This is a genomic window from Streptomyces noursei ATCC 11455 (assembly GCF_001704275.1).
Lineage (GTDB): Bacteria > Actinomycetota > Actinomycetes > Streptomycetales > Streptomycetaceae > Streptomyces > Streptomyces noursei.
The window spans coordinates 246,057-264,764 of record NZ_CP011533.1 but is presented as its reverse complement, the minus strand read 5'-3'; the positions used below and the strand labels follow the sequence as shown (position 1 = coordinate 264,764).

Genomic DNA, 18,708 nt, shown 5'->3' with positions numbered 1-18,708 from the left:
GACGGAGAGAGCACGTGGCACAGAAGCGTAGGAAGTTCAGTCCCGAATTTCGGGACGAGGCGGTCAAGATGGTGGTTGTGGAGTCCCGCCTGATCGCTGAGGTCGCCCGAGAGATACAGGTGAACGAGGGAACGCTGGGCACCTGGGTCAGCCGGTACCGGCAAGAGCACGCCGGTGAGGAGCCCCCGTTGAACATCAGCGAACGTGCCCGCCTTCGCGAATTGGAACGTGAGAACCGGGAACTCCGTATGAAGACCGAGTTCCTGGGAAAAGCTGCGGCCTTCTTCGCCCAGGAATACCGGTGACGGAGAAGTACGAGTTCATCGACGGCGAGTCTGACAACTTTCCCGTGCAGCAGATGTGCGCCTGGGCGGGAGTGTCCACGTCGGGCTTTTACCATTGGAGATCGAGGCCATTGTCGGCCACGGCGAAGCGCCGTGCAGAACTGAAGACCGTCATCCTCCAGGTCTTCTCTGACTCGCAGGAGACCTACGGCTACCGGCGTGTCCACGCCGCGCTCCAGCGAATGAACGTGCAGGCCGGAGCGGAACTGGTCCGCGCGCTGATGCGCGAGCTCGGTCTGGTGCCGTGCCAGCCGCGGCCCTGGCGGGCGACCACGATCGCCGATGATGCGGCGCCGGCCACGCCAGACCTTCTGGCCCGTGACTTCACCGCTGACGCTCCCGGGCGCAAACTGGTCAGCGATATCACCTACGTTCACACCTGGGCCGGGTTCCTTTATCTCGCAACCGTCATCGACTGCCACACCAAAGCTGTGGTCGGCTGGGCGATGGCCGACCACATGAAGACCTCTCTCATATCGGATGCACTCGATATGGCGGCCCGGAACATCGACCTCGCCGAAGGCTGCATATTTCATTCCGATCGCGGCAGTCAATACACGTCTCGGGAACTTCGTCGTAAGCTCGGCTCGTTGGGCCTGCGAGCTTCGGTCGGCCGCACCGGTGTCTGTTGGGACAATGCGATGGCTGAATCCTTCTTCGGCGCCCTCAAAAACGAACTCGTGCACCGAACTACGTTCCCAACACTCGCACATGCCCACCGAGCGATCGTTCGCTACATCGAGATGTTCTACAATCGAAAACGCCTCCACTCCGGACTCGGCTACAAGACCCCCGCAGAAGTCCACGCCGAGTACGAGGAGTTGCAGGCAGTGACATAAGGAAAACCTTCAATACCGCTATCCGAGAAGCGCAGGGCCCCTCAGTCCAGCGGGCCTGGCCCTTGCCGGTGGGGTCCAGGCTCATGATGGCCATGTAGACGCACTTCAAGGCGGCGGTCTCGTTCGGGAAGTGCCCACGGGTCTTGACCGCCCGACGGATCCTGGCGTTCACGGACTCGATCGCGTTCGTGGTGCAGACGATGCGGCGGATCTCGGTGTCGAAGCGGAGGAACGGGGTGAACTCCTCCCACGCGTTCTCCCAGAGCCGGACGATCGCCGGGTACTTCTTGCCCCCGGAGGTCTATTCACGGTGTTTCATCAGCCTTTCTTGTAGAAAGTGAGGGCGGTGACGGTCTTGGTGACGAGAGTGAAGCGTGGGGGGGGGGGGGCGGTAGCGGGTGGCGAGAATCTTCCAGTTCTTCAAGTGTGCGATGGCCCGTTCGACTGCGGCTCGGAGCGTGTTGACGGAGCGGTTGGCTCTCTTGTCTCCGGCGGATTGTTCCTGGCCGGGTGGCTTGCGTCTGGGTGTGAGGAGTCCGGAGCCGGCGTAGCCCAGGTCGCCGATGCCCTCGCGTTCGGCGAATGCCTCGGGGAAGTGGGACTGGCGCCAGGCGTGGATGTCGTGCCGGCTGCCGGGCACGGGGGCGCAGACTGCGAGGAGGTCGCCGGCGAGGGGTGGCGGCGACTGCAGGTTGAATCCGGTGTCGCGGTGTTTGCCGCAGAACATCGTGGTGCCCTGGCTTGTCCAGTCCCACGTCGTGACCAGGGTGCCATCGACCAGGGCGATCCGCCCGGCAGACGCCTTGGCCGGATCGGGAACGTGGCGGGCCAGGACCTTCTCCACCACCGGCAGCAGGGCCGTCCATCGTCTGGAGACAGTGGCCTGGGAGATCCCGAACAGTTCTGCGGCCGCCTCCTGGACCGGGTTCTGCCGCAGCAGGAACAGCACCAGCACCACCGACTTGTACAGGCCCAGCGCCCACATCCGCCCCGGTGACACCGGCGGATCCGGGTCCTCCACGAGCTCTTGGTGGACCCGTGTGACCAGCCCATCAAGTTGATCGGCATCCAGCCCTGTCGTAACGTTCCAGCCCAACGGCCCTGCCCCGGTAGAAAACTGACGTCGTCGCAAACGTCACGCTACCCAGCAGGGCCGCCCTCGTGATCAAGAACAGCAGGCCGAAAACCCCCGTGAATAGACCTCACGTTCACCGACTCAAGCCGCATAGACGAAGACTCCACGCCCCCAGGGGGATTGCCATTCTAAGGGGGCGTCCAGTTTTCGGAGCATTGCTGATGCGGGGGCACCACCCTCTATCACCTAACCCGACAACGTGAAAACCTTTCCCCTGCATAGGCAGGGGAAAGGCGAATGACACGTACTATCTGATTCGAAAATCGGCCACACCTTGGACGCTGCACGCCCTTCTTTTCGGTATTCTTAGTCTATCGCGAAGAGGAGTCAGTTACATGCTCTTTATAACCTTGCCTGCCCTGCAGAATAATGGACCGCTTCAGTGCATTGAGCTCAGCTCGCATGCTTCGGTTCGCTCTGCCCAGCCATCGGAGTTCCCTCCATCGACCAGCATTCGATTCGGCTCGAGTAGTCATTCCCTCACTGCGGAGCCGGATCTCCACATCACGCCCCTTACCTATCTCGGCCGTCCAGTAATCTCTGGGGACACATCCCCGCGACGGATACGGGGAGGTGGCATCGAGCTTCGCCCCGAGAGGGATTCGGGCATGCACTCTCTTCTCTTTCAGCTTAGCCCCAGAAGTATTCAGGAGGGCTTTAGCAATCGGGTCACCCACTGGCACACTGAATGACAGTCTCGGGCTGAATCCGAAGAGTCCATCCCCCGCTTCCAAGGGGTCGTTTTCGTAGCTCCTCACGCCCAACCTGCTGTTCAGCTCACTAGCGGCCCTCGAGTATAGCGAAATATAGTTACCTCCGGCACAGAAAACAAATTTAATATCAGAATCCCCTCTCTTCTTGTGGAGGCAAAGGGACCCTGCGTCAAATCTCCCAAGATTCATCGATTTGCCGTCAATGTCAATCTTGACATTCCTCGACCTAATGTTGAGATGAGGGTTGGACAATTTTACCTTTGCGGCACCGGAGTTGATTTCAACGCTACCGCCAAGCTGAATCTCCCCGCCGACCAGCCTGCTGCCCTCAGTGATTAGCTTCCCGCCACCCACCTTCCATGAACCCGAGCTTTGCCAGTCGAAGAATTCTTCGCCAAGGACAGGTGACGCCTTAGCCCCTGCAGCGATCGCGAAGTTGCTTTTCGCTTTGCTCGGAGGAGTCACGAAGGAATGCCTGGAACTAGCTACGGCCATCGGACTCGCCGGCGTCATGGCGACCGCGAATGAGACGACCAGGACACCGGCATGAGTCAAACGGCCGGAGAAGCAAGAAGTCTTTATAGACTTGGTACGCACGGGGCCTCGCTCTCTACTCTTCCCAGAAGGACTGAACTGGCGCCAGGTAACCTCAAAAGGGATTTCGTAGACAAGAGCCTTTACTTCTTTTAGTTGCATTTTTCACTCGTATGGCGTCAGGGTCTGGCCATCCAAGTGGGGGTTTGGTGGCACTTTTAGTAGAGGGTGAGGACCAGGAGGCCTATTCACGGGGGTTTCAACCATCGTTCTTGATCACGAGGACGGCCCTGCTCGGTAGCGTGACGTTTGAGAGAGCGTCAGTTAACCACCGTGGCAGGGCCGTTGAGCTGGAACATTACGACAGGACTGGACACCGAGCAACTTGACGGGCTGGTCGCACGAGTTCACCAAGAGCTCGTGCAGGATCCGGACCCACCGGTGATGCCGGGGCGGATGTGGGCGCTGGGCCTGTACAAGTCGGTGGTGTTGGTGCTGTTCCTGCTGCGGCAGAACCCAGTCCAGGAGGTGGCCGCCGAGTTGTTCGGGATCTCCCAGGCCACCGTCTCCAGGAGGTGGACGGCCCTGCTGCCGATGGTGGAGAAGGTCCTGGCCACGCACGTTCCCGATCCCACCGAGGCCTCTGCCGGCCGGATCGTACTCGTGGATGGCACCTTGGTCACGACGTGGGACTGGTCCAGCGAGGGCACCACGATGTTCTCCGGCAAGCACCGCGACACCGGCTTCAACCTGCAGACCGCCGCCACTCTCGCCGGCGACCTGCTCGCGGTCTCCGCGCCGGTGCCCGGCAGCCGGCACGACATGCACGCCTGGCGCCAGTCCCACTTCCCCGAGGCATTCACCGAACGCGAGGGCATAGGCGACCTGGGCTACGCCGGCTCCTGACTGTTCACCCCCAGGCGCAAGCCGCCCGGCCAGGAACGATCCGCCGGAGACAAGAGAGCCAACCGCTCCGTCAACACGCTCCGAGCCGCAGTCGAACGGGCCATCGCGCACCTGAAGAACTGGAAGATTCTCGCCACCCGCTACCGCGGCCCCCTCACCCGCTTCCCCGACATCGTCAAGACCGTCACCGCCCTCACCTTCTACACAAGAGGCTGGTGAGGCCTACGTGAATAACCCTCCAGGGCCTCGGCAAAGTATTGAGGCGGAACTGTTGAGTTGCCTGTGGTCGTTGATGGGGGTGTGGCTGAGTCTGGGGATCTGCGGCGGGTGGTGCGGGCGGGGTGGGAAGTGGTGCGGTTGCGTGTGGTGGCCGCGCTGGAGTCGGGGCAGGTGAAGGGGTATCGGCAGGCGGCTGAGGTGTTCCAGGTGGCGGAGTGGTCGGTCGGCTCCTGGTGGCGTGCCTACCAGGCGGGTGGTCGGGAGGCTTTGGTGGTGAGACGGACGAGCCGGCCGGGCCCGCACGAGAAGATCGGCCCGGAGGACCGTGCGGTCCTGTTTCAGGCGATGGCCGACTACACGCCCGAGGAGCTGCTGATCGTGAGGAGCTGCTGATCGGCGGGCCCTTGTGGACGAGGCTCCTGGTCGCCGAGCTGGTGCGGATGGTCACCGGGGTGGTGATGACGGAGCGCGGTGTGGGCAAGTGGCTGCGGCGGTACGGTTTCTCCCCGCAGCGGCCCGACCGCCGCTCCTACCGCCAGGACCAGGCGACAGTGGATGCCTGGCTGAGGGACGAGAACCCGGCGATCGGGGAGTGTTCGATGATTGGCGGATCCGATGATCAAGGAGACGTCAGATGAGCGACATGACCATCGAGCAGATCCGGGTGGCGAGCCGGCAGCGGAGGCTGTGGCGGCGAGTGACGAGCAGTGGGTTGCGATGCTCGTGGACCGGGCCCGGTCGTCGGAGGGCCTGCAGTTGACCGGGGAGGGCGGGCTGCTGCAGCAGTTGACGAAGCGGGTGCTGGAGCCCGCCCTGGAGGGCGAGATCGCCGATCACCTCGGATACGAGAAGCACGATGCCGAGGGCCGTGGCAGCGGCAGCGGCAACGGCAACGGCCGCAACGGGACCCGGGCGAAGACGGTGCTCACCGATGTCGGCCCGGTCGAGGTCAAGGTCCCCCGGGACGTGGCGGGTTCGTTCGAGCCGCAGATCGTCAAGAAGCGCCAGCGGCGCCTGTCCGGGGTGGATGAGAGGGTGTTGTCGCTGTCGGCGAAGGGTCTGACGCACGGGGAAATCTCCGCGCATCTGGCCGAGGTCTACGGCGCGAGCGTGTCCAAGGCGACCATCTCCACGATCACCGACAAAGTGATGGACGGGATGGCGGAATGGTCCAACCGTCCCCTGGACCGCGTTTACCCGGTGCTGTTCGTGGACGCGATCAACGTGAAGATCCGGAACGGCCAGGTGGCGAACCGCCCGGTCTACGTCGTCATGGCCGTGACCACCGAGGGCCACCGGGACATCCTGGGGATCTGGGCCGGCGACGGCGGCGAGGCGCGAAGTACTGGCTGAGCGTGTTCACGGGCCTGAAGAACAGGGGCGTCGACGATGCCCTGATGCTGGTCTGCGACGGACGGAAGGGCCTGCCGGAAGCGGTGGAGACCGTCTGACCTCGCACCATTGTCCAGACCTGCGTCGTTCACCTGCTCAGGAACAGCTTCCGGCACGCGGCCCGCCAGGACTGGCACAAGATCACCAAGGCGCTCAAGCCCGACTACACGGCGCCGAACGAGGCCGCCGCAACCGAGCGGTTCAGCGAGTTCCAAGAAGCCTGGGGAAAAAGTACCCGTCGGTCATCCGGCTCTGGGAGAACGCCTGGGCCGAGTTCGTACCCTTCCTCTCCTTCCACGTCGAGATCCGCAAGGTCATCTGCCCGACGAACGCGATCGAGTTCTGTCAACGCCCGCATCCGCAAGGCCATCCGCGCCCGCGGCCACCTCCCCAACGAGACCGCGGCCATGAAGTGCAGCTACATGGCCCTGATGAGCCTGGACCCGACCGGCAAGGGCCGCAAGCGATGGACCATGCGCTGGAAGGCACCCCTGAACGCCTTCCAGATCGCCTTCGAAGGCCGACTCACCCCGACCGCCAACCGACCCCTACAAAAACTGGATCAGCCGTCTACCGGAAGACGGGACTGTAAGAGCGTGCGCGGATAGGCGGTGTTCATGGGCGTTTTCTGGGGCGTGTGTCCCAGCGGTAGAGGGTCCAGGCCCGGCGGATGAGGCGACGCAGGGTGATGATGGCGTGGGCTATCGACAGGTAGGCGTCGGCGACTTCGGCTCGTCGTTCGGTGCAGCGGGCGATCTTGAAGAACTGATTGCCTCAGGCGTTCGTGCGCTCGACGGGCCACCTTTTCGTGTTCTGGACCGGGGCGGCCAAGGGGCCTTGACCCTGAATCCTGGACACGGGTTATGCGGCTGGTGTCAGCGTAGTTGATGTTGTTTCGGAGGCTGTCTCGTAGGCGATCGGGCTGCGTTGTCCGAGGCGGGAGTGACGGCGTCGGGTGTTGTAGCGGTTGAGCCAGCGGAACGCGTCGAGGCGAGCCTCGCGTTCACTGGACCAGGTCCTGCGGCCCTGGAGTGTTTCGCGTTTGAACGTTGCGTTGAAGGACTCGGCGAGCGCGTTGTCCGCGCTGGAGCCGATGGCGCTCATGGACTGACGGACGCCGGCTTGGCGGCAGGCGTCGGCGAAGGCTCGGCTGGTGTACTGGGCGCCGTGGTCGGTGTGCATGACCGCTCCGGCGAGGCTGCCGCGGGTATGTTCGGCGGCGGCCAGGGCGTCGGTGACGAGGTCGGTGCGCATGCGGTCCGCGATCGCCCAGCCGACCAGGCGGCGTAAGGCGAGGTCGATGACAGTGGCCAAATACAGGAACTTCCCACCGTCCAGCGGGAGATAGGTAATGTCGCCGACGTACTTCGTGTTCGGCTCGCTTGCCGTGAAGTCGCGGCCGATGAGGTCCGGGGCCTTCGCCGCGGCCGGGTCCGCGACAGTGGTGCGATGCCTGCGACGCAGCCGCACGCCTGCCAGGCCGATGCTGCGCATCACCCGCGCGATCCGCTTGTGGTTGACGCGCTCACCCGCCTCGCGGAGCTCGGCGGTGATCCTGGGGACGCCATAGGTGCCGTCCGACTCACGGTGCACGGCCCGTATCCGGACGGCGAGGTGAGCGTCGGCCGCCGCCCGGGCGGCCCGATCCGCGGCCGTCCGACGCCAGTAGTAGAAACTGGAACGGGCGATGCCGAGGATGGTGCACAGCCGCTTCACGCCGTAGCGGCGCTGGTGGTCGGCAACGAACTGGAAGCGGTTCACCAGCGCGTCTCCCCGGCGAAATACTTCGCCGCCTTGCGCAGGATCTCGCGTTCCTCCTCCAGCTCGCGGACCTTCTTCCGCAGAGCGGCGTTCTCCGCCTCCAACGGTGTCGGCGGCTCGGTCGGCACCTCCGCTCGGCGTCCCCGCGGCCGGCTCGCGCCAGCTGCCTGGACCCAGTTCCGCAAGGTCTCGGGATTGATCCCCAGATCGGCAGCGACCTGCCGGATCGTCGCCCCGGGCCGCGACTGGTACAACGCGACCGCGTCCACCTTGAACTGCGGCGGATAGTTCTTCATGACCACGAGATGCCCGTTCTCAGATCCTCAGGATCCAGTGTCTCGCGTGTCCAGGATCAAGGGTCAAGGCCCGGGCCCTGTTGGTTGCTTATCCTGCCATGCTCGATGTCCCTCACGAGGTCGTTGAGCACGTTTCCTGGCTCATCTACGCCCGCAGGCAGGAGATCAACTCGCCGTGGCGGAGGCTGGGTTGCTTCAAACAGGCCCTTCTCGTCCTCGCACACCTGCGGAAGAATGAGACGTTCGCGCAGGTCGCAGCGGGTTTCGGTGTCTCCGTCACGACGGCCTGGCGGTACGTAGACGAGACCCTGGACCTCCTCGCTTTCTGGGCCCCGGGCCTTCACGAGGCCCTGGCCGGTCTGGGCGAAGGCGACTTCGTGATCGTTGACGGGACGCTGATCCCGACCGACCGGATCGCCGCGGATGCGCCGTACTACAGCCAAAAGCACAAGCGGCATGGGATGAACGTGCAGGTCATCGCCGCCCCGGACAGCACACCCTTGTGGTTCTCCCGCGCCCTGCCGGGACGTACCCATGGCCTGACCGCAGCCCGGGCCCACGGCATCGTCCAGGCCTGCCTGACCCGGCACATCCTCGTCCTAGCCGACCGCGCCTACCAAGGCGCCGGCTCAACCGTCCGCACCCCCTACAAGAACCACCAACAACAACCCGAGCACTACCAACAGTTCAACCGCGACCACGCACGACTATGAGCACCCGGCGAACGCGCCTTCGCCCAACTGAAGTCGTGGCACATCCTTCGCCGAGCACGCTGCTCAACCAACCGCATCACACGCATCACCACAGCCATCCACACGCTCCTGACCTGCAGAAACAGTCGATGAAAAACGCTCAGTTCCGCCTCTATATGCGGTATCCAGATGGGGGCGGGCTGACCGCCGAGCAACGCAAGCGCCGGGAAGAGGTGCGGATGCGCGCCGTCGAGCTTTTCGAGCAGGACGTGAAAGTCTCTTGGATTGCTGGCGAGTTACGGGTGAGCGAAAAGTCGGTCTACCAGTGGCGGCGCGCCTGGAAGGCGGGTGGCTGCGATGCACTGCGCTCCAAGGACTCCTGCGGGTATGGCTGTCGGCTCGGCCCGCACCTGCGCGCGAAGCTTGCGGCCTGGCTCGAGGAGGACCCTGCGGCGCATGGATGGGACGAGGACCAGGTGTGGACTGCCGCGCGGGTGCGCACGCTGATCGGGCGGAAGTTCCGTATCTCTTAGAGGTCCTAACAAAGGCGTCGGACATGTCTGTAGGTGATGAGACATGTGGCGAGCCCGAGGAAGGCTTCATGGATGTCGTCCCGTCGCTCCCACCGGATGCGCAGGCGACGGAAGCCGTGCAGCCAGGCGATCGTTCGTTCGACGACATACCGGAAGATGCCCAGGCCGGAGCCGTGTGGCTCGCCTCGTCTCGCGATCACGGGACGGATTCCGCGCTGCCACAGCAGGCGCCGGTACTTGTCGTGGTCGTAGCCGCGGTCGGCGAACAGCGCGTCGGGCCGGTGCCGGGGCCGGCCGACAACCCCGGCGACGGCGGGGATCTTGTCGAGCAGGGGCAGGAGCTGGGTGACGTCGTTGCGGTTGCCGCCAGTCAGCGACACCGCGAGCGGGATGCCCTGGGCATCGGTGACGACGTGGTGCTTACTGCCCGGCCGTGCGCGATCGACCGGGCTGGGACCGCTTTTGGGCCCCTGCGGGCCGCCCGCACATGGGAGGAGTCGATCACCGCCCGCGACCAGTCCAGCTTCTTCGCCGACCGCAGCTTCTTCAACAGCAGCACATGCAGCTGATCCCACACCCCGGCCTCGTTCCACGCGGCCAGCCGCCGCCAGCAGGTCATACCCGAACCGAAGCCCAGCTCCTGTGGCAGGTACTCCCACTGGATGCCGGTGTGCAGCACGAAAAGGATCCCGCACAACGCCTGCCGGTCCGGCACCCTCGGCCGCCCCTCGACCAGCTTCGGCCCCGGCTTGGGCAGCAACGGCTCGATCAGGGCCCACAGTTCATCCGACACGATCCACGGCCGCGACTGACGTTTCCCCACGACCAGACCAACGACCGGATAGACCAACAGTCACATGATCAACCACTTCTGTTAGGACCTCTTACAGCGTCTCCGGCGTCACCAGGCTGCTGCACCGCATGGGCTACAGCGTGCAGATACCTGCCCGGCCTGCTGCCGAGCGAGACGAGGACGCGATCACCGCATGGCGGGAGGTGACCTGGCAGGAGATAAAACCACCAGGGCGGCGACCAGTGCATGGATCTGCTTCGAAGACGAAGCGGGCGTGACCGGTCGGCCGCCAAGGGGTCGCACGTGGGGACGGCGCGGTGTCACCCCGACGGTCAAGGTGTCCGGTCGCAGCCGCGGCCGCCTCTCGGTGGCCGGACTGCTGTGCTACCGGCCTGGAATTCCGGCCCGCCTGTGCTATCGGCTACGCCGGCACACGGGACGCCGGGGCGAGCGCCGCTCGCTGAGCGAAACCGACTACATCCGTCTGCTGGACGGAGCCCACCAGCTGCTCAAGGCCCCCTTGATCGTGGTGTGGGACCGGCTCAACACCCACGTCTCCACGACCATGAAGGCGCTCGTCGCGGAGCGCGCGTGGCTGACGGTGGTGCTGCTTCCCGGGTACGCGCCCGAGCTGAATCCGGTGGAGGGCCTGTGGTCGCACATCAAGCGGAGCCTGGCCAACCTCGCCGCCTGCACTCTCCGAGAGCTGGAGACGCTCCTCCGCAGACGGCTCAAGGCGCTGCAGTACCGGCACGGCGTCCTCAGCGGCTTCCTCACCGAGACCCGCCTTGCCCTCGACAGATCTGACTGACCCCGAAGCGCCGAAGTCAGTATCACTCGGGATGAGCATCTGGGGCGATGAGAATGCCCTGTCGGTGGGTTCCGGCAGGGCATTTGATGTTCACGGTGTCACTGGGGTGCTCAGGGTGCCGTTGGCAACGGCGGTCATTCCTCGGTGACTTCGGCGATAGCGGCGCGGGCGGATGCTTCGTCGACGATGGATTTGCTGTCGGCGTAGGCGGACAGCAGTGCCTGGACGGCGAGGTTGTTGACCGCGCGTGGGTAGCTGCGGGAGCTGTCGTGGATCAGGGTGATTGCGTCGTCGGAGTAGAGGGTGTCGGAGCGTCCGGCGAGGGCGAGGTGGTGGGCGAGGTAGCTGTTGGTTTCCTCGCTGGTCATGGGCGGCATGTTGTAGCGGATCGCGATGCGCTGGCCAAGGGCGGCGAGCATGCCGAGTTTGATGTTGCGGCGGAGGGTGGGCTGTCCGACCAGGAGGCAGGCCGGCGGGCTGGTGGAGTCCATGTCGTGGTTCGTGAGCATCCTCACGGCTTCCAGTGGCTTGTGATCAAGTAGGTGGGCCTCGTCGATGACCAGGACGGGAACCCGCCCGCGCTCGGCGTGTTCGGTGGCCAGCGCGTCCGCGGCCTGAGGGATTAGCGTCGAGCGGTGGGGTTTGGGGACCCCGCCGAGGCGGGTGACGATGGCCTGGTGGATGCCGGTGACGCCGATGGCGGGGTTGGGGAGGTAGATGATGGTGTGTCTGGGGTGGTCGAGGGCGTCGCGGGCCGCTCGGACGGCGATGGTCTTCCCGGCGCCGACCTCGCCGGTGATCACTTCGAGGCAGCGTTCGCCGATACACCAGGTGATGCGGGCCGCGGCCTGGGCATGGGAGGAGTGCCGGTGCAGCATCCCCGGGGCCAGGTCCTTGCCGAAGGGCATGACCGAAAACCGTAGTAGCCCTGGATCTTGTCTATCAACACACGTCTCTTTCCAGGTAGTTGATGAAGGACGCGAGGTCGGCTGCGGCGGCGTCTGCCCGTCGGTGGAAGCAGACGGCCAGGCGGAGGGTCGGGGTGATCGCGGTGTGGGCATCGCGGTCCAGCTGGCGTCGGCCAGGTGGAGGGCCCGTTCCAGCAGCTCACGTGCCCGGTCCTCGGCGGCTTCGAGGTGGTCGATGCGGTCCTGGACCGGGTTGGAGCCCCTCACGAGTCCTGGGCCGGCTGGTCAGGCATCAGGGCGGTGTAGTTGATCTTCTGTCCGAGTTCGGCGGTTCGCCCGGCCTTGGCCCACTCCCGCAGCCTGCGCCGGCAAGTGCCCCCGATGTAGCCGATCCGCTCCGTCGGGACATTGGCCCAGGAGACGCCCTTGCCCAACACGTACACGATGCCGGACAGCCCATACCTTTGTGAGCTCGCCTGACCCGCGATGTCACGTGAATGGTCTACTGAGGGGCCCTGCGCCAGGGCTGATGCGTTCTCAGTTCTCAAGATTGAGTAGTTGGAGTGCGTGGTCGGTGCGTGACCGGTAGTGGTCGGTGGCGGCTGCGATGTTGGTCCAGCCGGCCTGGCGGATGAGGCCGATGGCGAGGTTGCGGAGGGTTGCCATCGCGCGGGGTGCGGTGCCGGTGTGGACGCGGGAGGCGTCCTCGGCGAAGGTCACGTCTCTGATGTGGTGCAGGGCCTCAACTTGCCAGTGTCCACGAACGAGTTCCGCGATCCGGGCCGCTGTGGCCTGTTCGGGAGCGAGGCTGGTGACCGCGTAGATCGTCTTGATGGTCGTTTTGCCGGTCTTGCGGCTGGTTCGGCGGCGCTTGATCTCGATGGCCTGCACGGCGTGCGGGAAGAGCAGCCCGGGCTGGACGGTGCAGACCTTGAGACGGCGGATCTCGCGTCGGCCGTGGCCCTGTTCTCGCGTGCGGTGCTGGAGCGGGACTTCGCGCCAGGGCAGGCGCCGCAGCTGTCGGCGGAGGTTCTTCTGGTTGCCCTTGACGACCAGGATGTAGTGCCCGCCGCGGGCGATGAGGTGTTCGGCGTGTGCGGTCTGGGTGTGCAGCGCGTCGGCGGTGATGACGTATCTGCGCAGGTCGAGCGGGACCAGCAGGGGAACGAAGGCGGGGATCTCGTTGCTCTTCGCGGTGATCTGCCGCTGGGAGACCACCGTCTGGCTCTCGTGCAGGACGGCGGCCAGCAGATGGATGGCCGCCTGTTCGCCGTGGCGACTGCCGCGTACGGCCTTGCCATCGATGGCCACGCCCACCAGCGAGGAGTCGTCGTCTGCCGGGTCCCTCGCGTGCAGCGTGAGCCATGCGCCCACGGCGTCATCAAGGACATCGCCGTCCAGCCGGGACAGCAGTCGCCCCAGGGTGGTCGCGCGGGGCAGACCGCGTAGCCCGATCCTCTGCCGCACCTCCGCAGGGGCATCGGCGGCGAAGCGGGCGATGCCGGCCAGTGTGGTGGCGCCGCTGAGGACCGCGAGCAGGCACAGGGCGAGCAAGGAACCCAGCCGGTAGCGGCGGCCTCGCACCCGCCGTGGATCGGGCAGGCGGTCCAAGACCTCGGAGAGCGAGGTGAGTTTGGGCAGGTCAACGTCCCCGCGGTGGCGCTGCAGGACATCGATCAGGGAGGATGGCACGCGAACGCGACCCCTGTTCTTGATCAACGGCTTCGAGAACCTTGATCATCAGAGGTCGCGTTCGTCACGTCCAGACTCGGGCAAGCGGGCCATCAGGGCATGTCCACGGGCGAGTCACTCATCTCGCCGCATGAGAACGCACGCGCCTTGGGCCCTGCGCTTCTCGGATAGCGGTATTGAAGGTTTTCCTTATGTCACTGCCTGCAACTCCTCGTACTCGGCGTGGACTTCTGCGGGGGTCTTGTAGCCGAGTCCGGAGTGGAGGCGTTTTCGATTGTAGAACATCTCGATGTAGCGAACGATCGCTCGGTGGGCATGTGCGAGTGTTGGGAACGTAGTTCGGTGCACGGAGCCTTTTCCAACCTGATGTGGTTGGTGGGGGTGTGGTTCGGGCGGGGTGGACGGAACGACGAAGCTCCTGGTAGACGGGTTGTCGACCAAGATCAACTGTGTCCCACCAGGAGCTTCGTGTGCTTGTCTACCCGTCGGCGATCGATCTGTCCAGCGCGTCCCTGCAGTTCCTCGCCGGCCGCCTGACAGTCCATCGTCGGCAGATCGGGACGCGGTGGCGTCGGCTGACTGCAGGCCGACAGGCCCTTCTGGTCCTGGCGCACCTGCGCTGCGGGGACACCTATGCCCGCCTCGCAGCGGGCTTCGCGATCGGTATCGCCACCGTGTGCCGCTACGTCCACGAGGGCATCGGCGTCCTGGCCGCTCTTGCCCCGACGTTGCAGCAGGCGATGAAGACCGCGGCAGGCAAGGCTTTCGTGATCCTCGACGGGACACTACTCCCCATCGACCGCGTCGCCGCCGACCGCCCGTACTACTCCGGGAAACACAAGCGGCACGGCATGAACGTGCAAGTCCTCGCCGACCCCTTCGGCCGGATCCTATGGGCCTCACCCGCACTGCCAGGAGCCGTCCACGACATCAAAGCCGCCCGAACCCACAGCATCATCGAGGCTCTCGCCTCATGTGGCGTCACATGCTGGGCGGACAAGGGATACCAAGGCGCCGGCGGCACCGTCCGTGTCCCGTATCGCGGCCGTTGGAAGCACCTCTCCCACGGTCAGCAAGCCGTCAACCGTGCCCACGCAAAAATCCGCGCCCTCGGCGAACGCGCCATGGCCACCCTCAAGAACTGGCGTCTCCTCAGGAAGCTCCGCTGCAGCACCACCCGCATCACCCACACCGCCCAAGCCATCCTCACCCTGACCCTCAACACCACAACCTGAGGTTGGAAAAGGCTCACGAGTTCGTTTTTGAGGGCGCCGAAGAAGGATTCAGCCATCGCATTGTCCCAACAGACACCGGTGCGGCCGACCGAAGCTCGCAGGCCCAACGAGCCGAGCTTACGACGAAGTTCCCGAGACGTGTATTGACTGCCGCGATCGGAATGAAATATGCAGCCTTCGGCGAGGTCGATGTTCCGGGCCGCCATATCGAGTGCATCCGATATGAGAGAGGTCTTCATGTGGTCGGCCATCGCCCAGCCGACCACAGCTATGGTGTGGCAGTCGATGACGGTTGCGAGATAAAGGAACCCGGCCCAGGTGTGAACGTAGGTGATATCGCTGACCAGTTTGCGCCCGGGAGCGTCAGCGGTGAAGTCACGGGCCAGAAGGTCTGGCGTGGCCGGCGCCGCATCATCGGCGATCGTGGTCGCCCGCCAGGGCCGCGGCTGGCACGGCACCAGACCGAGCTCGCGCATCAGCGCGCGGACCAGTTCTGCTCCGGCCTGCACGTTCATTCGCTGGAGCGCGGCGTGGACACGCCGGTAGCCGTAGGTCTCCTGCGAGTCAGAGAAGACCTGGAGGATGACGGTCTTCAGTTCTGCACGGCGCTTCGCCGTGGCCGACAATGGCCTCGATCTCCAATGGTAAAAGCCCGACGTGGACACTCCCGCCCAGGCGCACATCTGCTGCACGGGAAAGTTGTCAGACTCGCCGTCGATGAACTCGTACTTCTCCGTCACCGGTATTCCTGGGCGAAGAAGGCCGCAGCTTTTCCCAGGAACTCGGTCTTCATACGGAGTTCCCGGTTCTCACGTTCCAATTCGCGAAGGCGGGCACGTTCGCTGATGTTCAACGGGGGCTCCTCACCGGCGTGCTCTTGCCGGTACCGGCTGACCCAGGTGCCCAGCGTTCCCTCGTTCACCTGTATCTCTCGGGCGACCTCAGCGATCAGGCGGGACTCCACAACCACCATCTTGACCGCCTCGTCCCGAAATTCGGGACTGAACCCCGCCGAGCATTGGATCCACCTGCGCACGACGAACCCGATTGAGTCAACCTTTGCCACTGTCCGGCTGCGGACCAAGGTCACCCGAGGTGCCGGCAGCGCGGCCGCCGCGCTGGCCATGGTCTTCAAGCTCGTCGAGTCCGCCCAACAGCGGTGGCGGGCCGTGAACGCACCCCACCTCGTCGGCCTCATCCGTGCCGGGGCCCGCTTCGAACGCGGACACCTCATCGAACGTCCCGAGACCAACGCAGCCTGAACTGCTTCAAGATCCACAGGTCTTGACTATTACTCGAAGACGACCGGATAGACGCGGTCGAGGCGTCGGTTCTGCCAGTCGGACATGCCCTCCATCACTGCGTCGGTGATCGTGGAGATGGTGGTCTTGGAGACCTCGGCGCCGTACACCACGGCCAGGTGAGCCGAGATCTCGCCATGGGTGAGCCCCTTCGCGGACAGGGACAGGACCATCTCGTCGACGCCGGTCAGCCGCCGCTGCCGCTTCTTGACGATCTGCGGCTCGAACGAGCCCTCCCGGTCCCTGGGGACCTCGGTCTCGACCGGCCCGACGTCCGTCAGGACGGTCTTGGCCCGCTTGCCGTTACGCGAGTTGCCGCCGTTCTTGCCGGCCGGATCGTGCTTGTCATAGCCGAGGGGGTCACTCAGCTCGCCTTCGAGCGCGGACTCCAGCAGGCGCTTCGTCAGCTGCTGCAGCAGTCCGCCCTCACCGGTCAGCTGCAGCCCGTCGGCCTGGGCCCGGGCGACAAGTTCCTCGATGAACCGCTCGTCCGCTGCAGGCGACGGTGTCTCCACTGCCACGGGCCCGGACGTTTCCCCGGCTATGTTCTCGCTGGTCACAGGTGCAATCCTCCAAGATCGGAGTTACACCGTTCTTTTTACAGGCCCGGCCCGACCCCCCTTCCGCACTTCGGGGAGTGAGGGAGCTCACTCGGTCCTGTTTGGGTGAGGCTTGAGGGGTATGTGGTGGGAGGGGAGGAGGGCTTGTTGTCGAGCCGCGTTGATGGCTCCGAGTCGTCGTCGGACGCCCAGTTTGCGGTAGATGCTCTTCAGCTGTGTGTTGACGGTGTTGGTGGAGACGTGGCGCATGGCCGCGATTTCGCCGACGGTGAGTTCGCTTGGCAGTAGCTGGAGTACTTCCAGTTCGGCAGGTGTTAGGGCGGTGCTGTTCTGTGGCGTCTCAGCGTTGGTGCGCTGGTGGTCGGTGAAGAGGGACAGTGGAGCGGTCGGATGGCTGGTGCAGGGCGTTCCGGGGTCGGGCATAGCGTTTTCCCCTCGGAGCTGCAGAGAAGGGGCTGAGTGTGGTGCTGGCAGGCAGTTCGATCTTGTAAGAGACAAGTACATTGCCGGCGCCAGGGCTGTGTTGCTGCCGGTGACGTCCAATGGGCGGGTGTTAAAGGGTTGGAAGACTCGCCACAGTGTCGAGAGTGATGTACAAGGCAGTCGCAAAGGCTATGACGCGGGCGGCTATGACAATGGTGACGTAGTCCAGCAAGAGTAGAGAGACATCGGCGTATTGGGTGCCCTGTGGGTGGGTGTCGGCGGCCTTGCCGCCGATGGTGATCCTTACCAGGAGGTCTATTCACGGGGGTTTTCGGCCTGCTGTTCTTGATCACGAGGGCGGCCCTGCTGGGTAGCGTGACGTTTGCGACGACGTCAGTTTTCTGCCGGGGCAGGGCCGTTGGGCTGGAACGTTACGACAGGGCTGGATGCCGATCAACTTGATGGGCTGGTCACACGGGTCCACCAAGAGCTCGTGGAGGACCCGGATCCGCCGGTGTCACCGGGGCGGATGTGGGCGCTGGGCCTGTACAAGTCGGTGGTGCTGGTGCTGTTCCTGCTGCGGCAGAACCCGGTGCAGGAGGCGGCCGTAGAACTGTTCGGGATCTCCCAGGCCACTGTCTCCAGACGATGGACGGCCCTGCTGCCGGTGGTGGAGAAGGTCCTGGCCCGCCACGTTCCCGATCCGGCCAAGGCGTCTGCCGGGCGGATCGTCCTGGTCGATGGCACCTGGTCACGACGTGGGACTGGACAAGCCAGGGCACGATGTTCTGCGGCAAGCACCGCGACACCGGGTTCAACCTGCAGGTCGCCGCCACCCTCGCCGGCGACCTCCTCGGTTTGGCCAGGCTGCTGATCTCGATCAGCAGCCTGGCCAGGTAGGTGTAGACGGTCAAGGCCGCTTGTCTGCACGATGATGGCGGCATCCAGTACCAGCATTGAGCCTTTTTCATCCTGGGGTTGCGAGGGTGACGGACGACAGTGTTTCCGCAGGTCAGATGTGGTTGGTGCTGCACATCGAGCCGAGGATGAAACAGGCTCATTGACTTCCTAAAAACGTATCGGGCCTGGCGCGGCGTGGGTGATGGTGGCGAGATAGAGAGCGTCGGACCCCACGCGTTCCTGAGCCTGTTGGTCTTCGAGGATCAGATCAATCGCCCTCTAGCGCTGAGTTCCGCTTTCTGTGGGCACAACACCTTGTAGCAAGGTGGATTCGGCTGTTCGGGGTGGGTGTTGGCCGGTGGTGTTGCGGGCACGGCAGAGCCGCGATCAGGGTGAGGACGCGGGGGTGCGTCGGCTGGAGCGGGCATGGAAGGCGCCGCGAGATACATTGTTGCGGTCACAGACAACCTCTCCTTGCACCACAGTCTGGCTGGAAGACCATCCGAGGATCCGGCAGGTCTTTATCCCCATCGGAGCCCGCTGGGCCGCCCAGATGGTGAACGGCGAGACGGGTTCAGAGCAGATCTGTGGCGACAAGAGCGTCGAACCCGCCGAGCGGACCAGCTTGATTGGAAGCCGTTCCGGACAGGCGCTGTTGGGACGCTCGTGTACGGGGACCTCACAGCAGGTGGGGAACAGTTGACAGCGACGATCTGGGCCT

At 64.6% G+C, this 18,708-nt stretch carries 15 protein-coding genes and 8 pseudogenes; 10 read left to right on the top strand and 13 right to left on the bottom strand.

The window, feature by feature from the left end; genetic code table 11:
• Positions 1 to 14 precede the first annotated feature (14 nt).
• A protein-coding gene (locus tag SNOUR_RS01180; RefSeq protein WP_099055629.1) for an IS3 family transposase occupies positions 15 to 1,183 on the top strand; the annotation gives its coding sequence in 2 pieces (ribosomal slippage) (positions 15 to 267 and positions 267 to 1,183; 1,170 coding nt in all).
• Between the two features lie 46 nt (positions 1,184 to 1,229).
• Here SNOUR_RS01180 and SNOUR_RS42160 read toward each other — a convergent pair.
• The 3 genes and pseudogenes from SNOUR_RS42160 to SNOUR_RS45890 all read right to left on the bottom strand — a co-directional run.
• Positions 1,230 to 1,475: pseudogene (locus SNOUR_RS42160) on the bottom strand (transposase); the annotation flags it as partial.
• Between the two features lie 9 nt (positions 1,476 to 1,484).
• A complete protein-coding gene (locus SNOUR_RS01175) occupies positions 1,485 to 2,204 on the bottom strand; it encodes a transposase family protein (RefSeq protein WP_159425751.1) in 720 nt (239 codons plus the stop codon).
• 425 nt (positions 2,205 to 2,629) lie between these two features.
• Complete coding sequence (locus SNOUR_RS45890; RefSeq protein WP_159425750.1) at positions 2,630 to 3,727, bottom strand: hypothetical protein; 1,098 nt, start codon at positions 3,725 to 3,727, stop codon at positions 2,630 to 2,632.
• A gap of 282 nt (positions 3,728 to 4,009) precedes the next feature.
• On the opposite strand from SNOUR_RS45890, the pseudogene SNOUR_RS47740 reads away from it, so the two are divergent.
• The 4 genes and pseudogenes from SNOUR_RS47740 to SNOUR_RS01155 form a co-directional block, all read left to right on the top strand.
• Positions 4,010 to 4,690: pseudogene (locus tag SNOUR_RS47740) on the top strand (transposase).
• An 81-nt stretch (positions 4,691 to 4,771) separates the two neighbouring features.
• A complete protein-coding gene (locus SNOUR_RS01165) occupies positions 4,772 to 5,083 on the top strand; it encodes a helix-turn-helix domain-containing protein (protein WP_067343104.1) in 312 nt (103 codons plus the stop codon).
• 11 nt (positions 5,084 to 5,094) lie between these two features.
• The gene (locus SNOUR_RS01160; protein ID WP_067343103.1) at positions 5,095 to 5,328 is read left to right on the top strand and encodes a helix-turn-helix domain-containing protein; all 234 of its coding nucleotides are present in this window, start codon (positions 5,095 to 5,097) and stop codon (positions 5,326 to 5,328) included.
• Positions 5,306 to 6,606: pseudogene (locus SNOUR_RS01155) on the top strand (IS256 family transposase); the annotation flags it as partial. The gene SNOUR_RS01160 and the pseudogene SNOUR_RS01155, both read left to right, overlap by 23 nt.
• A gap of 337 nt (positions 6,607 to 6,943) precedes the next feature.
• Here SNOUR_RS01155 and SNOUR_RS01150 read toward each other — a convergent pair.
• Positions 6,944 to 8,145, bottom strand: a protein-coding gene (locus SNOUR_RS01150) for an IS3 family transposase (RefSeq protein ID WP_376738488.1) whose coding sequence is annotated in 2 segments (ribosomal slippage) — positions 6,944 to 7,860 and positions 7,860 to 8,145 — 1,203 coding nt in all. Because the reading frame shifts where the segments join, the coding sequence is not laid out codon by codon here.
• A 92-nt stretch (positions 8,146 to 8,237) separates the two neighbouring features.
• Here SNOUR_RS01150 and SNOUR_RS01140 point away from each other — a divergent pair.
• Both SNOUR_RS01140 and SNOUR_RS01135 read left to right on the top strand, forming a co-directional pair.
• Positions 8,238 to 8,984: pseudogene (locus SNOUR_RS01140) on the top strand (transposase family protein).
• Between the two features lie 23 nt (positions 8,985 to 9,007).
• Positions 9,008 to 9,361: pseudogene (locus tag SNOUR_RS01135) on the top strand (helix-turn-helix domain-containing protein); the annotation flags it as partial.
• Between the two features lie 8 nt (positions 9,362 to 9,369).
• Here SNOUR_RS01135 and SNOUR_RS42150 read toward each other — a convergent pair.
• Positions 9,370 to 10,187, bottom strand: a protein-coding gene (locus SNOUR_RS42150; RefSeq protein WP_162494993.1) for an IS5 family transposase whose coding sequence is annotated in 2 segments (ribosomal slippage) — positions 9,370 to 9,836 and positions 9,836 to 10,187 — 819 coding nt in all. Because the reading frame shifts where the segments join, the coding sequence is not laid out codon by codon here.
• Positions 10,188 to 10,246: 59 nt separating this feature from the next.
• Between SNOUR_RS42150 and SNOUR_RS01120 the strand changes: the two are divergent.
• Positions 10,247 to 10,968, top strand: a pseudogene (locus SNOUR_RS01120) (IS630 family transposase); the annotation flags it as partial.
• 134 nt (positions 10,969 to 11,102) lie between these two features.
• Here SNOUR_RS01120 and SNOUR_RS01115 read toward each other — a convergent pair.
• The 4 genes from SNOUR_RS01115 to SNOUR_RS49550 all read right to left on the bottom strand — a co-directional run bounded on the left by SNOUR_RS01115 (position 11,103) and on the right by SNOUR_RS49550 (position 13,916).
• Complete coding sequence (locus tag SNOUR_RS01115) at positions 11,103 to 11,876, bottom strand: ExeA family protein (protein WP_067343092.1); 774 nt, start codon at positions 11,874 to 11,876, stop codon at positions 11,103 to 11,105.
• Positions 11,877 to 12,139: 263 nt separating this feature from the next.
• Positions 12,140 to 12,310, bottom strand: coding sequence for a hypothetical protein (locus SNOUR_RS45885; RefSeq protein WP_159425748.1), 171 nt, complete (start codon positions 12,308 to 12,310; stop codon positions 12,140 to 12,142).
• Positions 12,311 to 12,413: 103 nt separating this feature from the next.
• Complete coding sequence (locus SNOUR_RS01105; RefSeq protein ID WP_067343086.1) at positions 12,414 to 13,568, bottom strand: ISAs1 family transposase; 1,155 nt, start codon at positions 13,566 to 13,568, stop codon at positions 12,414 to 12,416.
• A gap of 189 nt (positions 13,569 to 13,757) precedes the next feature.
• Positions 13,758 to 13,916: an IS3 family transposase gene (locus SNOUR_RS49550; protein ID WP_159425747.1), complete on the bottom strand. Its 159-nt coding sequence runs from the start codon at positions 13,914 to 13,916 to the stop codon at positions 13,758 to 13,760.
• Positions 13,917 to 14,038: 122 nt separating this feature from the next.
• Between SNOUR_RS49550 and SNOUR_RS01100 the strand changes: the two genes are divergently transcribed.
• Positions 14,039 to 14,803 carry a transposase family protein gene (locus SNOUR_RS01100; protein ID WP_067343085.1) on the top strand — a complete coding sequence of 255 codons (765 nt, stop codon included), beginning with the start codon at positions 14,039 to 14,041 and terminating at the stop codon, positions 14,801 to 14,803.
• 68 nt (positions 14,804 to 14,871) lie between these two features.
• Here the strand turns inward: SNOUR_RS01100 and SNOUR_RS47735 are convergent.
• Positions 14,872 to 15,543: pseudogene (locus SNOUR_RS47735) on the bottom strand (IS3 family transposase); the annotation flags it as partial.
• The gene (locus SNOUR_RS45875; protein WP_067357503.1) at positions 15,540 to 15,776 is read right to left on the bottom strand and encodes a transposase; all 237 of its coding nucleotides are present in this window, start codon (positions 15,774 to 15,776) and stop codon (positions 15,540 to 15,542) included. The pseudogene SNOUR_RS47735 and the gene SNOUR_RS45875, both read right to left, overlap by 4 nt.
• Position 15,777: 1 nt before the next feature.
• Between SNOUR_RS45875 and SNOUR_RS45870 the strand changes: the two genes are divergently transcribed.
• Positions 15,778 to 16,065: a hypothetical protein gene (locus SNOUR_RS45870; protein ID WP_159425746.1), complete on the top strand. Its 288-nt coding sequence runs from the start codon at positions 15,778 to 15,780 to the stop codon at positions 16,063 to 16,065.
• A gap of 35 nt (positions 16,066 to 16,100) precedes the next feature.
• On the opposite strand, the pseudogene SNOUR_RS01090 reads toward SNOUR_RS45870, so the two are convergent.
• Positions 16,101 to 16,625 (bottom strand): annotated as a pseudogene (locus SNOUR_RS01090) (transposase); the annotation flags it as partial.
• Positions 16,626 to 16,751: 126 nt separating this feature from the next.
• Positions 16,752 to 17,087 carry a response regulator transcription factor gene (locus SNOUR_RS42125; RefSeq protein ID WP_312631553.1) on the bottom strand — a complete coding sequence of 112 codons (336 nt, stop codon included), beginning with the start codon at positions 17,085 to 17,087 and terminating at the stop codon, positions 16,752 to 16,754.
• Positions 17,088 to 18,708 lie beyond the last annotated feature (1,621 nt).